Source organism: Myxococcus sp. CA023 (assembly GCF_010998615.1).
GTDB lineage: Bacteria > Myxococcota > Myxococcia > Myxococcales > Myxococcaceae > Myxococcus.
The window spans coordinates 1-18,853 of the sequence record NZ_JAAEAH010000037.1; the positions used below are offsets into that span (position 1 = coordinate 1).

General features: G+C 67.6%; 15 protein-coding genes, 1 tRNA gene and 1 pseudogene. 6 read left to right on the forward strand and 11 right to left on the reverse strand.

Annotated elements, in window-relative coordinates:
* The 3 genes from F8M74_RS17545 to F8M74_RS17555 all read left to right on the forward strand — a co-directional run.
* On the forward strand, positions 1-2,263 hold a 2,263-nt coding region (locus F8M74_RS17545), incomplete at its 5' end, for an Ig-like domain-containing protein (protein ID WP_240462295.1).
* A 108-nt stretch (positions 2,264-2,371) separates the two neighbouring features.
* Positions 2,372-2,445: transfer RNA gene (locus F8M74_RS17550), tRNA-Arg, on the forward strand.
* Between the two features lie 343 nt (positions 2,446-2,788).
* Positions 2,789-4,156, forward strand: a complete 1,368-nt coding sequence (locus tag F8M74_RS17555) for a fibronectin type III domain-containing protein (RefSeq protein ID WP_161604909.1) — start codon at positions 2,789-2,791, stop codon at positions 4,154-4,156.
* A 289-nt stretch (positions 4,157-4,445) separates the two neighbouring features.
* On the opposite strand, the pseudogene F8M74_RS37865 reads toward F8M74_RS17555, so the two are convergent.
* Together F8M74_RS37865 and F8M74_RS37870 are read right to left on the reverse strand one after the other, a co-directional pair.
* A pseudogene (locus tag F8M74_RS37865) lies at positions 4,446-4,650 on the reverse strand (transposase family protein); the annotation flags it as partial.
* Between the two features lie 323 nt (positions 4,651-4,973).
* Positions 4,974-5,432, reverse strand: a complete 459-nt coding sequence (locus tag F8M74_RS37870) for a hypothetical protein (RefSeq protein WP_228559688.1) — start codon at positions 5,430-5,432, stop codon at positions 4,974-4,976.
* A 550-nt stretch (positions 5,433-5,982) separates the two neighbouring features.
* Here F8M74_RS37870 and F8M74_RS17565 point away from each other — a divergent pair.
* Positions 5,983-7,209 carry a fibronectin type III domain-containing protein gene (locus tag F8M74_RS17565; protein WP_141253095.1) on the forward strand — a complete coding sequence of 409 codons (1,227 nt, stop codon included), beginning with the start codon at positions 5,983-5,985 and terminating at the stop codon, positions 7,207-7,209.
* A 63-nt stretch (positions 7,210-7,272) separates the two neighbouring features.
* On the opposite strand, the gene F8M74_RS17570 is transcribed toward F8M74_RS17565, so the two are convergent.
* From F8M74_RS17570 to F8M74_RS17610, 9 genes are all read right to left on the reverse strand, one after another.
* A complete protein-coding gene (locus F8M74_RS17570) occupies positions 7,273-8,556 on the reverse strand; it encodes a hemolysin family protein (RefSeq protein ID WP_140793646.1) in 1,284 nt (427 codons plus the stop codon).
* A 78-nt stretch (positions 8,557-8,634) separates the two neighbouring features.
* On the reverse strand, positions 8,635-9,081 hold the full coding sequence (locus F8M74_RS17575) for a response regulator (RefSeq protein WP_090495546.1): 447 nt from the start codon (positions 9,079-9,081) through the stop codon (positions 8,635-8,637).
* A 53-nt stretch (positions 9,082-9,134) separates the two neighbouring features.
* Complete coding sequence (locus F8M74_RS17580; protein ID WP_141253096.1) at positions 9,135-10,343, reverse strand: ceramide glucosyltransferase; 1,209 nt, start codon at positions 10,341-10,343, stop codon at positions 9,135-9,137.
* Positions 10,344-10,486: 143 nt separating this feature from the next.
* Positions 10,487-11,173, reverse strand: coding sequence for a phosphate signaling complex protein PhoU (gene phoU / locus F8M74_RS17585; protein ID WP_141253097.1), 687 nt, complete (start codon positions 11,171-11,173; stop codon positions 10,487-10,489).
* Positions 11,174-11,198: 25 nt separating this feature from the next.
* Positions 11,199-11,942, reverse strand: coding sequence for a phosphate ABC transporter ATP-binding protein PstB (pstB, locus tag F8M74_RS17590; RefSeq protein ID WP_216619774.1), 744 nt, complete (start codon positions 11,940-11,942; stop codon positions 11,199-11,201).
* A 46-nt stretch (positions 11,943-11,988) separates the two neighbouring features.
* The gene (gene pstA / locus F8M74_RS17595) at positions 11,989-12,900 is read right to left on the reverse strand and encodes a phosphate ABC transporter permease PstA (RefSeq protein WP_140864480.1); all 912 of its coding nucleotides are present in this window, start codon (positions 12,898-12,900) and stop codon (positions 11,989-11,991) included.
* Positions 12,897-13,877 (reverse strand): phosphate ABC transporter permease subunit PstC, encoded by a 981-nt coding sequence (pstC, locus tag F8M74_RS17600; RefSeq protein ID WP_228559690.1) that lies wholly within the window; start codon positions 13,875-13,877, stop codon positions 12,897-12,899. The genes pstA and pstC overlap by 4 nt, the downstream gene beginning before the upstream one ends.
* 61 nt (positions 13,878-13,938) lie before the next feature.
* Entirely contained in the window at positions 13,939-14,760 is an 822-nt protein-coding gene (locus F8M74_RS17605) for a phosphate ABC transporter substrate-binding protein (RefSeq protein WP_141253100.1), read from the reverse strand.
* Positions 14,761-14,893: 133 nt separating this feature from the next.
* Positions 14,894-15,583 (reverse strand): response regulator, encoded by a 690-nt coding sequence (locus F8M74_RS17610; protein WP_141253101.1) that lies wholly within the window; start codon positions 15,581-15,583, stop codon positions 14,894-14,896.
* A 195-nt stretch (positions 15,584-15,778) separates the two neighbouring features.
* On the opposite strand from F8M74_RS17610, the gene F8M74_RS17615 reads away from it, so the two are divergent.
* Together F8M74_RS17615 and F8M74_RS17620 are read left to right on the forward strand one after the other, a co-directional pair.
* Positions 15,779-17,428: a PAS domain-containing sensor histidine kinase gene (locus F8M74_RS17615; protein WP_141253102.1), complete on the forward strand. Its 1,650-nt coding sequence runs from the start codon at positions 15,779-15,781 to the stop codon at positions 17,426-17,428.
* The gene (locus F8M74_RS17620; RefSeq protein WP_141253103.1) at positions 17,425-18,768 is read left to right on the forward strand and encodes a sigma-54 dependent transcriptional regulator; all 1,344 of its coding nucleotides are present in this window, start codon (positions 17,425-17,427) and stop codon (positions 18,766-18,768) included. The genes F8M74_RS17615 and F8M74_RS17620 overlap by 4 nt, the downstream gene beginning before the upstream one ends.
* The last annotated feature ends 85 nt before the right edge of the window (positions 18,769-18,853 follow it).

Here is an 18,853-nt window from a genome sequence, read left to right on the forward strand (position 1 = left end):
GGTGACGTCACAGAACGTGCCGTTCGCATTCGGCAGCGACGACACGGACGTGGTGCGCTTCGAGTGCAGCCTGGATTCGGCGCCCTTCGCGACGTGCACCTCGCCCTTCACGCCTGTCACTCCGCCGACGGACGGGACGCACGCGTTGCAGGTGAGGGCGGTGGATGAAGCAGGCAACGTGGACCCGACGCCCGTGATGCATATGTGGGTGGTGGATACGGCCGCGCCAGATACCGCCATCAGTCTCACGTCTCCGGTCCCCCCGCGGAACCCGAACAACTCCCGCTCGGCGGCATTTGGCTTCACCTCCTCCGCGCCGGACGTGGTCCGTTTCGAATGCAGGCTGGACACGACGGAGCCCGAGTCCACCACGGGAACCTGGCAGACGTGTCCCTCTGCCCATGTCATCAACGACCTCGTCAATGGCACCACCTACCGGCTTCACGTCAGGGCGGTCGACCGGGCGGGAAACAGTGACGCGTCGCCGGCCAGCCATTTGTGGCGTGTGGACGTGACCCCTCCCAACACGGTGTTTACGCAGGCGCCTGCGGAATTGACGAGTGACCTGGTCGCGACGTTTGGCTTTGCGTCACCTCAGGACTCGGATGTCGACTATTACGAGTGCAGCCTGGATGGAGACCCCTTCGAGAGGTGCGTCTCTGGCGTCGAGTTCCAGGTCGACGACGGGGTGCACAAGATGCTCATTCGCGCCGTGGACACGGCGGGAAACGTGGACGACACGCCCGCAACGCATGTCTGGCGGGTCGACTCCGGTCCTGTCATCACTGAGATCAGGGCGCGGCCACCGCAGCTCACCAACGAGTCGGTGGCCAGGTTTGTCTTCACGTCGAACAAGGGGCATGTGGCGTTCCGGTGCAAACTGGATGACCAGGCCGAAGTCGACTGTGGCTCCATCACGCCAGATCCAGAGGATCGGGAGACTGAGCACCCCTTCAACGTATCGGATGGACGGCACACGCTGAATGTCCACGCCGTGGACCAGGACAACGGAGACCGGGATGAGACGGGTGCCTCCTACACCTGGTCCGTGGATACGGTTGCCCCGGGGCCACCGCTCATTACGGAGCCCATAACGGCGTACGTCAACACGACCACGCCTGTCATCCGGGGAACCGCCCCCGAGGCCGGGACGGTGACGGTGTATCTGGGGGCACTGAACGTCGGGCAGGCGGCGACGAGCGGCACTCTCTCCTGGGAGCTGAGCGGCCTCCAGTTGGAGGAGCGGCAGTACACCCTTCGCGCCACGTTGACGGACCCGGCATCCAACACGGGCTCACTGAACGCCTCCGAGCCGCGCGTCTTCACCGTGGACGTCACGCCGCCGGACACCACCATCACCGGGGCGCCCCCTGCTCGGGGCCGCGAACGGACCGTCACTTTCGAGTTTGAGCATCGGCAGGAGGTGAACTTCGCTGGCTTCCAGTGCAGCCTCAATGACGAGCAATACCGGGACTGCACGACGCCTTACGAGGTCATGGTTCCCCAGGATGGTACCTATCTCCTCAGCGTTCGCGCCCGCGACCTTGCTGGCAATCTGGATCCGACGCCTGCCACCCATACCTGGTTGGTCGACTCCAAGCGGCCCGAGACGAGCATCATCAACAAGCCTGGCTTGTTCGACCACTCGTCGCGCTCCGTGTTCTTGTTCGGCTCCGATGAAGAGGAGGTTCGCTACGAATGCAGTCTGAATGGCGCCGCATTCGCGCCCTGCGACAACCCCGTCACGCTGCCTCCGCTTTCGCAGGTGGCGCACACGCTGCAAGTCCGTGCTGTGGACAGCGTGGAGAACGTGGACGACTCCCCGGAGAGCTACACCTGGACGGTGGATGACACGCCCCCAGAGGTCCCTTCGCTGAGCTTCCCGACGCCCGGTGCCCTCGTGGAGACGCGCACGCCGCAGTTTCGAGGAACCGCACTGGGGGAGGCCAGCGAAGTCGTGATCAGGGTGGATGGCGACGAACGCGGGCGGGCGTCCGTGGATGGAGCGGGGCAGTGGCGCTTTACCCTGACGGGGTCGTTGCCCGACGGCGAGCACTCCGTGAGCGTCTACGCGGTGGACCTGGCTCGCAACCAGAGCGCGGCCAGCGAGCTCGTGACCTTCACGCTCATCCCATCCACGGAGATCGACTCGCGAGGAGGAGGCCTGAGCTGTTCATTGGGTGGCAGTGGCCAGGCGCCTGTCGCCTCCCTGGGGTTCGTGGCGTTCGCCCTGCTGGCCGCTCGCCGGAGGAGGCAGCCGTAACCGGCCGCCTTTGGGGGGAATGGGGCGGCGCACGCATCCGGTTGGGGGATTGCGTGCTTGCTTCGGCGGGGAACTTCGGCTACTTGTGCCCCACCGTCAGAGCTGTCTGCGCGATTAGCTCAGCTGGATAGAGCGTTGGCCTCCGGAGCCAAAGGCCGCAGGTTCGAATCCTGCATCGCGCGCAGGGACAGGGCCCGGAACCGAGGGATTCATCCCGCCGGTTCCGGGCCTTTGTCTTTCCCGCGAGGGGCGGAGACTTCCAGGCACGCTGCACCCGTCCTGCGGGCTACACGCGGTGTCCGGCTTCACCCAATCTTCATGGCGCATGGGCTCTACTAGAGTCCGCGCTCATTCGTCAGGTGGCGAAGTCCCCGGGGGGACTCGTTGCTGGAGTCATGGAGCGAGGTGAGTGTGATGCGCCGTATCCCGTTGAAATCCTGGTGTCTGCTGCTCCTGGTGGGGTTGGCGGCGTGTGGGGGAGAGAGTGAACCAACGCCTTCGGGTGTGCCAGGAGCGCCTCGCTCCGTGTCGGCCACACCAGGTGACTCCCTGGTCACCGCGACCTGGTCGGCGCCAGAAGATGCGGGCGACAGCCCCATTCAGCGCTACGAGGTTCGTGCCCTGCGCAACGGCGTTGTCGCCCACACCCTGGAAGGGACAAGCACCTCGCTCACGCTCACGGGGCTGACCAACGGTGAGACGTACACGCTGGTCGTCGTGGCCATCAATGCGCAGGGCGAAGGGCCCGCGTCCGCGCCTTCCGAGGCCGTCACGCCCCGCGTGATTCCGGGAGCACCGCGCGAGGTCACCGCGACGCCGGGAGACCGCAGTGCCAATGTGGCCTGGAGCCCTCCCGAGGCGACGGACATGCCCATCACCGGCTACACCGTCACCGTCCGGCAGGGAGAGACGGTGGTAGCGACACAGGCATCAACGGAGCTGCACGCCGCCGTTTCAGGACTCATCAACGGCACCGACTATCAAGTCACCGTGGCGGCTGCCAACGCGGTGGTTGCGGGGCCGGAGTCCGCGCCGGTCGCGGTGACGCCGGTGTCCGTCCCTGGCGCGCCCCGGTTGTGGGTGCACAACCGGACCGCGACCGCGCTGGCGTTCGGCTGGGAGCCAGGGGACACGGGCGGCAGCCCCATTACCGGGTACCGGCTGGTCCTGCGGGAGGGGGACTCGGTGGTCCAGACCGCCGATACGACGGAGACCTTGCACTGGTTCAGGAACCTGTCCACGGGCACGCCGTATCGCGTCGTCGTCATCGCGATCAATGCGCAGGGAGAGGGGGCGCCCGCGGAGTTCGAGGCGCAGCGGCCCTGTGGCCTGCCAGGAGCGCCGACGACGTTGATGGCCGCGCCCGGGGATGGGCAGCTCACCCTCACCTGGCTCGCGCCGGTGGAGACCGGGGGCTGCCCCCTCATCGGTTACCGCGTCGAGATCATGGGTGTGGTTGGCGGCGCCTCGACCCGGACTGAAACGAACACGGATACGCGCTTCGTTGCGACGGGGCTTCGGAACGGAGTGCTCTATTTGCTCGTGGTCCACAGCCGGAATGAGGCTGGGATGAGTGATTATTCGACTCAGGATCAGGCCACGCCATATCCCGCGCCGGGGATGCCGGGGAACTTCACCGCCACGCCAGGCGACGGCACGGTGCTTCTGTCGTGGACGGAGCCTCCATTGAATGGGGGGCGTATCTCGCGGTACGTGGTGACGGTCGAGCCTGCGGTGGGCGAAACGGACACCTTCTATGTGAGCCCGAACGACCTGTCGCGGCTCATGGAGGGCCTGGTGAACGGGACGACCTACACGTTCACCATTCGTGCGGACAACCGCGCGGGGCAGGGGCCGACGGCGACGACGCAGGCCACACCCATGGCCCCGTGAGGCCGGTGGCCTCCGGAGCCAAAGGCCGCAGGTTCGAAGCTTTCGCTGTGAGCAGAGACAAGGGCCCGGAACGTTGTGGAGATTCTCCACCGATTTCGGGCCCTTCGCTTTCTGGACGGACCTTGCAGGAAGAGCGCTTCGCGCCACTTGCTTGAACCTGGGGTTGCCCCGATTTCGTGGCGCTCCCGCACTTGATGTGAGGCGTCGGATCAAGCGGCGAGCAGCACGCGACGGCGCAGCAAGTCGAAGCGGGCGCGGCCGTACATCTGGCGCTTCTGGAGTTTGAGCTTCGTGACGTGCGCCGGGCACGTGGGGCGAGCAGACCGGGCAGACGCTCCGCGAAAGTGCGACGAGTGCACTTCGTGTTTGGACAGGAGAAGCGACGCACGCGCAGTTGGAGCTGAACGGAGCGCTCGGCCGATGGCAGGTCGGCTGGGCGCCGGATATAGGTACGATGCGGCGGTATCGCTGGGCGTCTTGCAGGAGGGACATCGCGCGCCGCTGCTTTCGGGGCGGACCCCACGGAACCGGGGGAGTCCCAGTCGAGCATGCGGCGCGCTGGAGTTTCACGTGGCCTTGCTCAGTGGCAACGTAGCAACGCTACGAGAGCCAATCTGGCATCAAGGAACGCAGCCTCAATGGGATCAGCAGTTGCGGACGTCAGGGGGCATTGTCACACGATGTCCAGTTGCAATTGCTCCTGAAGGCGTGACTGAAGTGATACCCGTCGCCGTCCGCATCCAAGACATCCCATCGATGTTGTCGAATGTAGTACTCTTGAACGCCGCATGCCTCGTGCCAAGGGCATGCCCAATAGCTAGCACTGTGCTGCCAGTACTGCACCGATTCTCCTGCAAAAAAGACCCAGGATCCCCATGCGCCACCATTGTTGGCCATCGGCCCCCGTCCACGACTGGGTGACATCCGGGGCAAAGCCCTCTGAAGATTCTGGGTTGGCAACAACCTCATCTCGCGTAGGCATGACATGGGAGCCATCATGCGCCCCACTGAGCGATTCTGCCCTGACCAATGCTTCTGGCGGTGGCGAGCCTCCCGTAAGCCGACGATAGAGGTCGACGGCGGAGCGACCTGCAACATCCTCGTCACGCAAGATATGTCCATTTTCAACGGGCCCGCGTTCCATGATGAGTAGGCCACCGGCTCCCGAGTCGTAAAATTCAACATGGTGCTCAGGTGCCAGTTCGACACGAGCAATCAGATGATTGATTTCATCGAGCTTTGGACGCAACTTCTGCTTGGCTTCCAGTGCGGCCACCGGATTGGATTCGTATAGTTTGTCGATGCGCTGGAGTGACAGTTGCGCTTCAGTGAGCGACCGCCAACAGAAATCCTAGTCGAAACGAGCGCTTGCTTTTCATTGCGTACCCCTCAGTCGACAGGGAATGCGCCACCGCCTGACCTGCGACCACATGTGCATCGCGCCCTTCTGCGGCGCCAATCGGGCATGGCCAGATATGCCGCAAACACGGTCATGTGACTTGTCGACTCCCGTCGATAGTGTTTGGTATCGCAAAGTTGCTTCCGAGGTCCTGGTCCGATAGTCGACATTTCCAGGGGCGCGTGGACGCTCGTGACGAGCTGGTGGAGGGTTGGATGGTCCCTGGTTCCGAATCTCCAAAATCCTGAGCGTTTGTAAGGGCTGGGAGCTCGCTCTTCCCGTGGGCTTGTTCAGGTGGGCGGTTGTCCTGCTCCAGGGGTGTGCGAGCACTTCCTTCTGAAGGGCAGGGTCCATGCAGCCTCTCTTTCCGGAGGCGGGCGTGATGCTGTAGGCCTGCATTTCCCAGTGAGAGGGGAGGACTGTCGTGATGAACGGACGAATCTGTCTTTTGTCTGCGGTGCTGCTGGGGCTGTTTGGCGGGATGGGATGTGGCGGTTCGGATGACCCGCCTCCCCAGGAACCGCAGGTGACAGTACCCGGGGCGCCGACCCAGGTGGCGGCAGTGGCGGGGGACTCACATGTCACGGTGACGTGGGCGGCGCCCGCGAACAACGGTGGCAGCGCCATTCTCGAATACGCGGTGCATGTCTTCTCCGGTGAGAGCGAGGTCCGGGTGGTGCCGTCGCCCGCGTCCGCGAACCAGGCCCTCATCCCTGACCTGAGCAATGGCGCGGCCTACGCGTTCAGCGTGGTCGCGGTGAACGACCGGGGCCGTGGTGCTGCGTCCACGCGCACGGCCCTCGTCACGCCGCACGTGACGCCCGGCGCGGTGAGCAACCTGGTGGCCGTGCCTGGGAACCAGGAGGTCGTGCTGACGTGGGAGGCCGCCGATGGCAAGGGCATGGCCCTGACCGGCTATTCCATCACAGTGCAGGCCGAGGATGCAGGAGCCGAGTCTCAGCCGGTGACGGTCACCGTGACGGAGACGCGGGCCGCGCTGGTCGCGTTGACGAACGGGACGGCGTACTCCTTCACCGTCGTCGCGGACAACGGCCATGCGCAGGGGCCTGGGAGCTCCGTTTCGGCCACCCCCTTCACGACGCCGGGCGCTCCCGCGTTGACGGCCAGAGGGTATTCGACTCGCGTGTCCTTGCGCTGGACCACCGAAGACACGGGAGGCCGTCCCATCACCGGCTATCTGGTGACGGTGTACCTGAACGACGAGGTCCTACGGACCGTGGAGACGACCGAGTTGACGTTGAACGTGACGGGGTTGCTCTACTCGACGACCTATCACTTCACGGTCGTCGCACGGAACGAGGCCGGGTGGGGCACGATCTCGGAGCGCATCGCGAGCACGCTCGCCCGGAGCCCGTCAGTGCCGCTCAACGCCACCTGCGATACCTCTAGCGGGAACGTCACGTTCGCCTGGGAGCCGCCTGAGTTCGACTACGGGTACCCGGTAGTGGAATACCGTATCGCGACAATGCTCCGCGGCTATTACACCGCGTGGTACACCACCAAGCTGCGCTACGTCCTCCCGGAGATTCCTCGCGAAGGGAACCCCATGCGGTTCTCTCTCGTCGCCCAGAATGCGTATGGGTTTGGAAATTCCGTGGAGCTCTACTGCTACTTTGACTCGCTGCGCCCCTGAGGCCGCGCCGCACCTCCCGACGCCTTTGGCCTCCTGAGCCAAAGGCCGGGGGGGGGGCAGGCTTCACGCCTCCACGGGCTCTTCGCGCTGCGGCAGGTGGAAGCGCACGGTGTCCACACGGCGGGGCGAGGACGCGACGACCTCCAGCACGAGTCCTCCCTCCGTCTGGACCTTCGTGCCCGGCCCGGGGATGGCGCCGCCGGACAGGGCGATGCACAGACCCGCCACGGTGGCGTAGTCCTGGTCCTCGTCCAGGTCCAGGGACAGCTCCCGGTTGACGTCGCGGATGCTCGCGGTGCCGAGCACCAGGGCGGTGTTCGGACCCTCGCGCTTGACGTACTCCTCCGGCACCTCGGACTCGCTGAGGATGTCGCCCACCAGCTCCTCCACGAGGTCTTCCACGGTGACGAGCCCCACCACGCCGCCGCGCTCGTCCACCACCACCGCCAACTGCATGCGCCGCTTCTGCAGTTCCTTGAGCGCGTCCATGGCCCGCATCGTCTCCACGACGAAGAAGGGCGGACGCATCACGTCCTCCAGGATGATGAGGTTGCCCTCCCAGGCCACCCCCAGCAGGTCCTTGGCGATGACGTAGCCGACGATGTTGTCCAGCGTGCCCTCGTACACCGGCATGCGCGAATGGCCGCCCTCCAGCAGGACGCGGCGAATCTCCTCCGGACTGGAGTGCCGCCGCAGGGCCACCATCTCGTCCCGCGCCACCGACAGCTCGCCCACCGTCACGTCGCCCATCTCGAAGGCGCGCGACGCAATCTCACCGGCGTGAGGGTCCAACGTGCCCTGCTTCGCCGCCTCCTCCACCAACTGCTGGAGCTCCTCTGCAGACAGGCGGCCTTCGGTGAAGTTCGTCCGGTCGCCGAACAGGCGCAGCACCACGTTGGAGCTGGCGGTGAGGAACCACACCACCGGTTGCATCAGCCACGCCAGGCCGCGCAGAGGCCGGCCGATGAGCAGCGCGTAGCGCTCGCCGGCACGCAGCGCGAGTGACTTGGGCACCAGCTCGCCCAGCACCAAGGAGAGGTACGAAACGAAGGCCACCACGCCCGCCAGGGCGACTTCGTCCGCTTGCTGCTCGGGCACTCCCAGTCTCGTGAGGAAGTCACCCAGACGCGTGGCGATGCTCGCGCCACCGAACGCGGCCGCCGTGGCGCCGATGACGGTGATGCCAATCTGCACCGTGGCCAGGAAGCGCTCAGGGTTGCCGCGCAGGGCCTCCACCGCTTTCGCGGAGGTGCTGCCTTCTTCAATCAGTTCCCGCAGCCGCGTCCGGCGGACAGAGATGATGGCCAGCTCCGCGCCGGCGAAGATGCCGTTTGCCAGGACCAGCAACAGGATGATGAGAAGCTCGGTGACGATAATGGCCCTCCTCTCAGGGGCCCTCTACCCTATACGCCAGAGGCGGGCTGCTCACTCACCAAGTGATTGCAAGAGGAGTGACAATTGGTCGCGGCTCGCACCTTTTGGAAGGTAGTAGTGTGGCCCTGAGAGCAGGGCACTGCCTACATCCTGCGCCGCCGCGGACGTCAGGAAGACGATGCGGGGATGCGGCCCGCGTGGCAGATGCTCCACGACCTCCAGCCCGGACATGCCAGGCATGTTGAGGTCCAGCAGCATCACGCCATACCGTCCGCCGCGCCTCAGCGTCTCCAGGGCCTCTTGCCCATCCGAGGCCTCGGTCGTCTCGTAGCCAAGGTCCTCCAGGCTGAGCCGGAGGAATTCCCTCCAGTCCGCGTCGTCATCGACGACCAAGACCCTTCTTGCGCCGTTGTCCGTTGCCAGTCGCGCCAATCGTCCTCCCCCGACCTGAGATGAACGCTGCTGAAGGGCGCCATCATTCTCCGCGAGCGGTGACATGGTGCTCGCTGCGGCATGCGGGCAGGCAGGCCCTGGAAGGGCGCGTCGCCAGGTCAGCCCGCGAGGATGCGGTCGCCCTGGGGCAGCGCGGGCTCAGACGTCAGGGATGCCGTGCTCACCGGCATCAGCCGGGTGCCCCGGCCCACGCGCAGCCGGGTGCCGCGCCAGTTCACGGTGCGGGAGAAGAGCGCGTAGCTCCAGGCCGCGAAGAGCAGGGCGTCCTTGGCGAAGACGGCGGGCACCGCGTCCCACGACAGGGCTTGCGGCCGCAAGGCGCGCACGGTGGAGAGGTCCACCGCGACCTTGCCCAGGGCCACCACCAGGCAGAGCGCCGCGGTGTCGGAAGAGGGGGCCAGCATCGCGCCCAGCAGGGCCAGCGGCGTGGGGTTCAGCAGGGCCTGGGCCAGGTACGTGCCCGGAGACACCGCGGTCCGGTGAATCACGCTCCAGCGCAGATAGCGCTGGAAGAAGGACAGGACGCTCTTGCGCAGCGACACGTTGAACACGGGCGTGTGCGCCATCACCACGCGCCGGCCCAGCTTCCGCGTCACCCACTGGCCGATGACGTAGTCCTCCGCCAGCACGTCCTTCACGGAGAAGAAGCCGCCCAGCGCGTCCACGTCCTCGCGGCGCAGCGCCATGGACTTGCCCACCACGATGTCCCGGCCTGCCAGCCGCTTGGCGGCAATCATCCCCGCCGCCGCGCTGGCGCCCAGGTGCAGGTTGTCCAGGAGCGAGCCGAAGGTGCGCTCGCCCATGCCCGCCACCGGGTGGGTGACACAGCCCACCTCCGGGTCCTCGAAGGCCTGGGCAATCTCCTCCAGGTATCCCGGCGCCACCCGCGTGTTGCTGTCGCTGATGACCAGCACGTCGTAGCGCGCCCGGTCCGCCAGGGTGATGAGTTGATTCACCTTCGGGTTGCGGCCCGGCTCGCCCTCCTGGACCTCCAGGCGCATGACGTGGGGCCAACGGGCGACCGCTGCGCGGGCTACGGCGAAGGCCGGATCCCTGGCATCCTTGACGCCGAGCACCACCTCGTACGCGCCCGCGTAGCCCAGCCCCGCGAACTGCGCCAGGTTGGCTTCCAGGTCGTCATCCACGCCGCACAGCGGCTTGAGGATGGAGATGCCCGGGCGGGGCGTGCCCGGTTGCGCGGTGGGGGACGGCTCACGCCGGTGGCGCAGCACGAGCGCGAACTGGACGGTGAGGACGAACAGTCCGAGGCAGGCGGCAAGCAGCAGGACGGTGGAGGCGAGCAACATTCGCGGGCAATCCCCGGGGCCGGTGCGCCGTCATGGCGCGACCACGGTTGCCACGCTAGAGGCCCTCCACGTCAGCCCCGCGAAGCGCCCGGGGCGGGCCGGGCAATTCGCGGTGACAGGGCGGTGAAGCCCGCGCCCGCGGGTTACTCCGCCAGGTTGCGGCTCCGCGGGTGGCGGATGTCCTTGCCGCGCACCATGTAGACGACCATCTCCGCCACGTTCAGCGCGTGGTCGCCAATGCGCTCCAGGTGCTTCGCGATGAACATCAGCGCCGTGGCGCGGCGGATGTTGCGCGAGTCCTCCATCATGTAGGCGAGGAGCTCGTTGAAGATTTTGAGGAAGAGGGCATCCAGCAAATCGTCGCCCCGGAGCACCTCCTCCGCCTTGGCGACGTCGCCGGAGACGAAGGCGTCCAGCGACATGCGGACCTGCCGCTGGGCCAGTTCCGCCAGCCGGGGCGTGTCCACGTAGGGCGCCAGCGGGGGGGCCTGGTTCAGGTCCATGGAGCGCTCGGCGATGTTCACCGCCAGGTCGCCGATGCGCTCCAGGTCGGTGACGATCTTCAGCGCCGTGGTGATGAGGCGCAAGTCGCTGGCGGCGGGCTGGCGCAGCGCCAGAATCTTCCGGCACAGCTCGTCGATGTCCACCTCCAGGCGGTTGACGTCCTTGTCGGCGGCGACGACCTTCTCGGCCAGGGCGCTGTCGCGGTCGGTGAGCGCCTTCATGCTCTGGACGATGAGGTTCTCCACCTTCGCGCCCATCGCGAGCAGCTTCTCCCGCAAATCCCTCAGGTCCGCCTCGAAGGCCTTGTCCGTATGCGTCGACGGCATGTGTCCGGTCCCCTTTTTCTTCCGCTCACCCGAACTTGCCGGTGACGTAGTCCTCGGTGCGCTTCTCTCGCGGGTTGGTGAAGATCTGCTCGGTGGGGCCGCATTCCACCAGCTCGCCCATGTAGAAGAAAGCGGTGCGGTCGCTGACGCGCGCGGCCTGCTGCATGTTGTGGGTGACGATGGCGATGGTGTACGTCGCCTTGAGCTCGTGGATGAGCTCCTCGATTTTCGCGGTGGCGATGGGGTCCAGCGCGCTGGCGGGCTCGTCCATCAGCAGCACCTCCGGCTCCACCGCCATCGCCCGGGCGATGCACAGACGCTGCTGCTGGCCGCCGGACAGGCCCAGGGCGCTTTCGTCCAGCCGGTCCTTCACCTCGTCCCAGAGCGCGGCGCCGCGCAGTGACTTCTCCACGCGCGTGGCCAGCTCCGCCTTGTCCTTCATCCCGCCCACGCGCAGGCCATAGGCCACGTTCTCGAAGATGCTCTTGGGGAAGGGGTTGGATTTCTGGAAGACCATGCCCACGCGCCGGCGCAGGTCCACCACGTCCACGCCGCGGTCATGAATGTCCGTGCCGTCCAGCAGGATGGTGCCCGAATGCGAGGTGCCGGAGATGAGGTCATTCATCCGGTTGAGCGAGCGCAGGAAGGTGGACTTCCCACAGCCGGAGGGGCCGATGAGCGCCGTCACCCGCCGGTCGAGGATGGCCAGGGACACCTTGTGGATGGCCGTCTTGGGGCCGTAGCGAAGGGTGAGCTCCCGCGCTTCCATCTTCGCGCGGGGATTCTGGGGTTGGAGGGACATGGCAGGCGTACCGTCAGTGGGCGCTGGCGGCCTTGCGGCGCGTGCGCGTCCGGATGATGACCGCGACGAGGTTGAGGGCGAAGGTGAGCGCCAGCAGCACCAGCACCGTCGCATACAGCGGACCACTGGCCTCCGTCACGTTCGGTGACTGGGTGGCCATGACATACGTGTGGTAGCCCAGGTGCATGAACTGGGAGTCCAGGTGCGTGGGCAGGTCCGGCAGGAAGTAGGCGGCGCCGGTGAAGAGGATGGGGGCGACTTCGCCCGCGCCTCGGGAGATGGCCAGCACCGCGCCGGTGAGGATGCCGGGCAGCGCGCCGGGCAGCACCACCCGCGCCAGCGTCTGCGACTGGGTGGCGCCCAGTGCCAGGCTGGCGGTGCGCTGCTCCAGCGGCACCGCGCGCAGCGCCTCCTCCGTGGAGACGATGACCACCGGCAGCGTCAGCACGGCCAGCGTCAGCGAGGCCCAGAGGATGCCCGGCTGGGCCCAGTGCATCTCCTCGTAGCCCAGCATCCGGTCCAGATTTCCGCCGACGAAGAGGATGAAGAAGCCGAGCCCGAAGAGGCCGAAGACGATGGAGGGCACGCCCGCGAGGTTGACCACCGCCACGCGCACCCAGCGGGCGAAGCGTGACTCCGGCGGCGCGTACTCGTGGAGGTACACGGCGGTGAGCACACCCACCGGCATCACCGCCAGCGTCATCAGGAGCGTGAGCGCGGCGGTGCCGAAGATGGCGGGGAAGATGCCGCCGCCCATCATGCCGTCGCTGGGGGGCTGGGTGAGGAAGGTCCAGGAGAGGTGACGGGCGCCGTTGCGCGCGACGTTCAGCAGGATGAGGGCCAGCATGCCCACGATGAAGAAGGCCGCGAGGGCCGTCAGTCCGGTGAGGCCCAGCCCCACCGCTCGGCGCGTGGTGTACTTCACGAGGCGCTCCCGGTCAGCCGCTGGAGGACCTTCTTCGTCCACGTGGAGGCGACCATGTTGAGGACGAAGGTGAAGATGAACAGCTCCACGCCGATGAAGAAGAGCAGGGAGTAGTGCGGGCTGCCCACCACCACTTCACCCATCTCCGCCGCGATGGTGGCCGACAGCGAGCGCGCCGAGTCCCCCAGGTTCCAGGACACGATGTCCGCGTTGCCCGACGCCATGAGGACAATCATCGTCTCGCCAATGGCCCGGCCGAAGCCCAGCACACACGCAGCGAGGATGCCGGGGGCCGCCGCGGGCAGCACGACCTTCCACGCCGTCTCCCAGAGCGTGGCGCCCAGCGCCAGCGAGGCCTCGCGGTAGCTGCGGGGCACCGCGGTGAGCGCGTCCTCGGACACGGTGAAGATGACCGGGACGATGGCCAGCGCCAACGCCAGCCCGGCCAGCGTGCCGTTGAGTGGCCGGTCCAGGTGGAACAGGTCCTTCACCACCGGCGACAGCACCATCAGCGCGAAGAAGCCCAGCACCACCGAGGGGATGCCGGCCAGCAGTTCGATGATGGGCTTGAGCAGCTCGCGCAGGCGGCGCGGGGCGAACTCCGCGACGAAGAGCGCGCTGAAGACGCCCATGGGCACCGCCACCAGCATGGAGACCAGGGTGATCTTCAGCGTGCCCACGAACAGCGGAATCATGCTGACCTTGGGCGTGTCCGACACGGGCTGCCACCGGAACGGGTAGCGGCCCTCCTGCGGCAGGAACATCTTGGCGAGGCTGGCTTCGTGGCGGGCGTCCGCGTCGGTGAAGAGCGTCAGCGCCTCCTTGGCCACGAAGACGATGATGAGGACGAGCGCGGCGATGCCCGTGAACGCCATCAGGGTGATGAAGCCCGCGACGGCCTTCTCCCGCAGTTGACGCCTCCGCGCCGCCGCGGACAGGCGCGGCGCGGCCACGACCCGCGTGAGACCTTGCTCCATGGTCGCCTGTCTATCCATTGGGATTCAGCGCCTCTTGTGACATTCGTGTGACGCTCCGCGGCTACTTCACGGGGAAGTAGCCGACCTGGGTGACGATGGCCTGACCTTCGGGGGAGAGCGCGAAGTCGATGAAGGCCTTGATGTCGCCGGTCGGCTCGGTGCGCAGGTAGAAGAAGAGGTCGCGCGCCAGCGGGTACTTGCCGCTCTTGATGTTGTCCGCGCTGGGGGCGATCTCCTCGTTGCCCTTCTTCACCTTCAACTCCTTGATGCCCTCTGCGTACGCGGCGCCGCCGTAGCCCAGGCTGTTCTTCTCCTTGGAGACGGCGTTCACCACCGCAGCGGTGCCGGGCAGTGTCTGGATGGCGGGCGCGAAGTCCTCGCCGTCCAGCACCATGTCCTTCACGAAGACGTAGGTGCCGGAGGAGTTTTCCCGGGAATACGCGACGATGGGCACGTCCGCGCCGCCCACCTGCTTCCAGGTGGTGATGTCGCCCACGTAGATCTTCATCAACTGCTCGGTGGTGAGCGCGCTCACGGGGTTGCCCTGGTGGACGTAGAAGGTGACGCCGTCCTTGGCCACCGAGCGCTGCACGGGCGGCGCCTTGAAGCGCGCGCGGAGCTTGTCGGCTTCCGCCTTCTTCATCTCCCGGCTGGACATGGCGATGTCCGTGGTGCCGTTCTGGAGCGCCGCCAGGCCCACGCCGGAGCCGCCGCCGGTGACCTGGACCTTGATGGTGGGGTTCTTCTTCATGAACGCCTCGGCCCAGCGCTGGCCGAGGATGACCATGGTGTCGGAGCCCTTGATGGTGACGGTGCCCGCCTGGGCAGCGGCGGGGAGCGCCAGGAGGAACACCGCGAGCAGGGGCTTGAGGAGCGATTTCATGGGGGGACTTCTCCTGGCTGGATGATGCGGATCGAAATCTGGACGCTGTGTGATGCTTGCGCGAAGACGCCGCGCTTCTACGTGACGTGGGTGTCCGTTTCGCGTCCGCCACGTGACATCGCCGTCACGACGCTCAGCCCGCGGCTGGGTCCAGCATCCGGTAGCCGACACCGCGGACCGTCTCCAGCAGCGCGCGCGCCGGGCCCAGCTTGTCGCGCAGGCGCATGACGTGGGTGTCGATGGTGCGCGTCTCCAGGGAGGATGACAGGCCCCACACCTCTTCCAGCAACTGCTCACGTGTCTGCACCCGGCCCAGGCGGGCGAGCAGGTGCTCCAGGAGCCGGAACTCCAGCGCGGTGAGGGCCACCTCGCGCTCCTCCACGAAGAAGCGGTGGGACGCCACGTCCAGGCGCAGGGGCCCCAGCGCCAGCGGCGCCGTGCTCCCAGCCGTGGGCGCGCCGCGGCGGAGGATGGCCTTCAGTCGCAGCACCAGCTCCCGCACGCTGAAGGGCTTCACCACGTAGTCGTCCGCGCCCACCTCGAAGCCGCGGATGCGGTCGGACTCCTCGCCCTTGGCGGTGAGCATGACGATGAGGACGCCCCGGGACTGGGGGTTGGCCCGCAGCTGCCGGCAGACATCAATGCCGGACATGTCCGGCAGCATCAGGTCCAGCAGCACGAGGTCGGGGTTCTGCTCCCGCGCGGCCACCAGCGCTTCTTCGCCAGTGTGGGACACGTGCGTGGTGAGGCCGGAACCCCGCAGGTTGAAATCAATGAGCTCCGCGAGGTCGCGTTCGTCGTCGATGATGAGGACATGGGGCATGGCGGGCCGCCACTCTGCGCGCCCCCTTTTCCGAACGTGTGACGCATGTGCAACAACTTCGTCATGGCGGGAACACGCGCGGGAGCGGGTGACCCGGGGCGATGGCCGGCCCTCCAGCGGGCGGGCCCCCGGCCAGGTGGCCTGATTGCGCGTGAAGGCGCTGCCGTGCCGGGGTAAACCTCAGGGCTCCCTGTCATGACTTCCGCCCACCTGCCGCCGACCCCACCTCCACTTCCGACGCTGACCCCCACGCCGGGCGAGCTGGCCCACGCGCAGCGGCGCGGGGGACGCTCCGCGCTCGTCGGTCTGGGGCTGGTGGGGCTGGTGGCGCTGACGAGCCCCGTGCTGGGCTACGTGGAGGATGTGCGCAACGCGCGCGAGGAGCTGCTGAGCCGGCTGCTCAACCAGGCGCAGGTGCAGTCGGAGGCGCTGGGCGTCCACCTGGGGCTGTTGGAGGCGGAGCTGGCCCGCGTGGCCGGGCACCCCGCGCTGTCTCCCGAGGACGGCGCCTCCCCGGCGGAGCTGGCCCTGCTGGAGAGCGCCTTCTACCATTCGTCCCTCTTCTCGGAGGGCGTGGCCCTGCTGACGCCCGAGGGCGAGCGCGTCTGGAGCGACCCTCCGGACATGCCGCTGGGGCGCTCGCCGCTGACGCTGCGGCCCTGGTTCCGCCGGATGGTGGAGGGCCGCCAGCCGGAAATCGACCTGCTGGAAGGGGAGGGGGGGCCCATCGTGGTCGCCGTCCCCATGTTCCAGGAGGGCCGCTTCAAGGGCGTGCTGCTGGGAGAGCTCCGCGCCAGCGCGCTGCCCACGCGGCCCACCGCGCAGACGTCACTGGTGCTGATGGATGACCACGGTCAGCTCCTGATGCCGGTGGGGCTCACGCTGGGCTCCGGGGACATCACGGGGCGGCTGCGCGCGCTGGCGAACATGCCGGGTCCGCTGACGCTGGATGACAAGCACATGATGGGCGCGGGCGCGTGGGTGGGGAAGAGCGACCTGCTGTTGGTCGTCCTGGAGGAGGAGACGGCCACCGCGGGCCTCCGGGCGCGCTTCCTGCGGCAGTTGGCGTTCCACATCGCCCTGCTGAGCAGCACGCTCATCATCTTCATCCTCCTGCTGCGGCACTCCTACCGTTCGCTGCTGGCGGCCGAGGAGCGGCTGCGACGCCAGGAGACCATGGCCGCGCTGGGGACCGCGGCCTCGCTCATCGCGCATGAGGTGAAGAACGCCCTCAACGGCATCCAGGCCGCGCTGTCCGTGCTCCGGCATACCCCCGCGGGCAGCGAGCTGCCCGTGGGCGCGCTGCGCTCGCAGGTGGAGCGCCTGAGCCATCTGGCGCGCTCGCTGCTGTCCTTCGGGGCGCCTCGTGCCGCGCTGCGCCGCAGCTGCGAGGTGCACCTGCTGGTGAAGGACGCGCTCCAGGGCGTGAAGCTGCTGCCGGAGTCAGAGGCCGTGGCACTGACTACGTCCCTGGAGGAGTCCCTGTGGGTCCAGGGGGATGCGGCGCTGCTGGTGTCCGCCATTGACAACGTGTTGCGCAACGCGGTGGAGGCGGGCGCGGTGGCGAAGGACACAGGAATGCAGTTGGCACCGTGGGTCAGCGTGCGTCTGACGCGGGACGACCATGACGCCGTGCTCGTGGTGGAGGACAATGCGGGCGGAGTGGATCCGCGTCTCGAGCCCAGGTTGTGGGAACCTTTCGCCACCGGGCGGGCCAAGGGCGTGGGGCTGGGGCTGCCCATGGCGCGTGCCTCCGTGGAGGCCCATGGTGGCAGTCTGAACTATGTCCGGAGTCCGCTGGGAAGCCGCTTCACGCTGCGCCTTCCGTTGGAGGTGGCCCGATGAGCACCTATCTGTTGCTGGTGGATGACGACCGGACCTTCGCCTCGCTGGCGGCCTCCGTGCTGCGCCACGAGGGCTTCCGCGTCACGCTGGCGCATTCACTCCACGACGCGCGTGGGGCCATGTCCCGCGAGGCGCCGGACCTGGTGGTGTTGGACCGGCGCCTGCCGGACGGGGACGGCATCAACTTCCTGCCGGAGCTGCGCGCCCAGCTTCCGGACACGCCCGTGTTGATGGTGACGGCGCACGGCGACATCGCCAGCGCGGTGGAGGCCATCCAGGCGGGCGCGCGCGACTACCTGTCCAAGCCGGTGGAGCTGGATGACCTGGTGCTGCGCGCCCGCCGCGCCGTCGCGGACCTGCAGCTCCAGGAACGGCTGCGTCTGGCGGAGAGCGAGCTGGGCGGACGGCGGCGCCTGTCGCGTCCGCACTCGCCGAAGATGCTCGCCGCGCTGCAGATGCTGGAGCGCATCGCCAAGGCGCCGCGCAGCCCGGTGCTGCTGCTGGGCGAGACGGGCGTGGGCAAGGAGGTGATTGCGCGCCACCTGCACGCGCTGCAAGGCGGGCAGGGTTCGTTCGTCCACGTCAACTGCGCCGCGCTGCCCGCCACCATGGTGGAAAGTGAACTCTTCGGTCACGAGCGCGGCGCCTTCACCGACGCGCGAACCGCCCGCCGCGGCCTGGTGGAGGTGGCCGCGGGCGGCGTGCTCTTCCTGGACGAGGTGGGCGAGTTGCCGCTGCAGCTCCAGGCGAAGCTGCTCACCTTCCTGGACAAGGGCGCCTTCCGCCGCCTGGGCGGCACCGCCGAGCTGAGCAGCAGCGCGCGCGTGGTGACGGCCACCAACCGCGACCTGACCAAGGAGGTGGCCGAGGGCCGCTTCCGCGAGGACCTCTACTTCCGCCTGAGCGTCTTCCGGGTGGACATTCCGCCGCTGCGCGAGCGCCGCGAGGATCTGTTGCCCCTGGCACAGTCCCTGGTGGCGGAACTGGGCGCCGAGCTGGGGCGCCGGCCCGTGGGCTTCTCCAGCGCCGCGCGCGCCCGGCTGGAGCGCTACCCGTTCCCCGGCAACGTCCGTGAGCTGCGCAACGTGCTCGAACGGGCCCTGGTGCTGGAGGCCGGACCCGAACTGGAGCTCGCCTCCCTGGAGCCGCAGGGCACCAGCGGCCCGCCCGATGTGGACCCCGACGCGTTCGTCGTCTCCGGGGCTCCGCGCCCCTTGCAGGACGTGGAGCGGTTGTACGTCCGGCACGTCCTCGCCCGCTTGGATGGGCGCCGGATGGAGGCCGCCCGGGTGCTGGGGCTCTCCTATCCCACCTTCCTCCGCCGGCTTGAGGAGGAGTAGGCGAGGGCACTTCAAGATTCTTGAGGCCGGCGGCCTCAAGGATTTTTAAGTCTGGATCCGGGACTTAAAATCGCTTTCATATTCC

Excerpts from the sequence above, each read along its gene's own strand:
- F8M74_RS17565 (WP_141253095.1), top strand. The coding sequence starts at position 5,983 with ATGAACGGACGAATCTGTCTTTTGTCTGCGGTGCTGCTGGGGCTGTTT.
- F8M74_RS17575 (WP_090495546.1), bottom strand. The coding sequence starts at position 9,081 with ATGTCACCGCTCGCGGAGAATGATGGCGCCCTTCAGCAGCGTTCATCT.
- F8M74_RS17580 (WP_141253096.1), bottom strand. The coding sequence starts at position 10,343 with ATGTTGCTCGCCTCCACCGTCCTGCTGCTTGCCGCCTGCCTCGGACTG.
- phoU (WP_141253097.1), bottom strand. The coding sequence starts at position 11,173 with ATGCCGTCGACGCATACGGACAAGGCCTTCGAGGCGGACCTGAGGGAT.
- pstB (WP_216619774.1), bottom strand. The coding sequence starts at position 11,942 with ATGGAAGCGCGGGAGCTCACCCTTCGCTACGGCCCCAAGACGGCCATC.
- pstC (WP_228559690.1), bottom strand. The coding sequence starts at position 13,877 with ATGGAGCAAGGTCTCACGCGGGTCGTGGCCGCGCCGCGCCTGTCCGCG.
- F8M74_RS17605 (WP_141253100.1), bottom strand. The coding sequence starts at position 14,760 with ATGAAATCGCTCCTCAAGCCCCTGCTCGCGGTGTTCCTCCTGGCGCTC.
- F8M74_RS17610 (WP_141253101.1), bottom strand. The coding sequence starts at position 15,583 with ATGCCCCATGTCCTCATCATCGACGACGAACGCGACCTCGCGGAGCTC.
- F8M74_RS17615 (WP_141253102.1), top strand. The coding sequence starts at position 15,779 with ATGACTTCCGCCCACCTGCCGCCGACCCCACCTCCACTTCCGACGCTG.
- F8M74_RS17620 (WP_141253103.1), top strand. The coding sequence starts at position 17,425 with ATGAGCACCTATCTGTTGCTGGTGGATGACGACCGGACCTTCGCCTCG.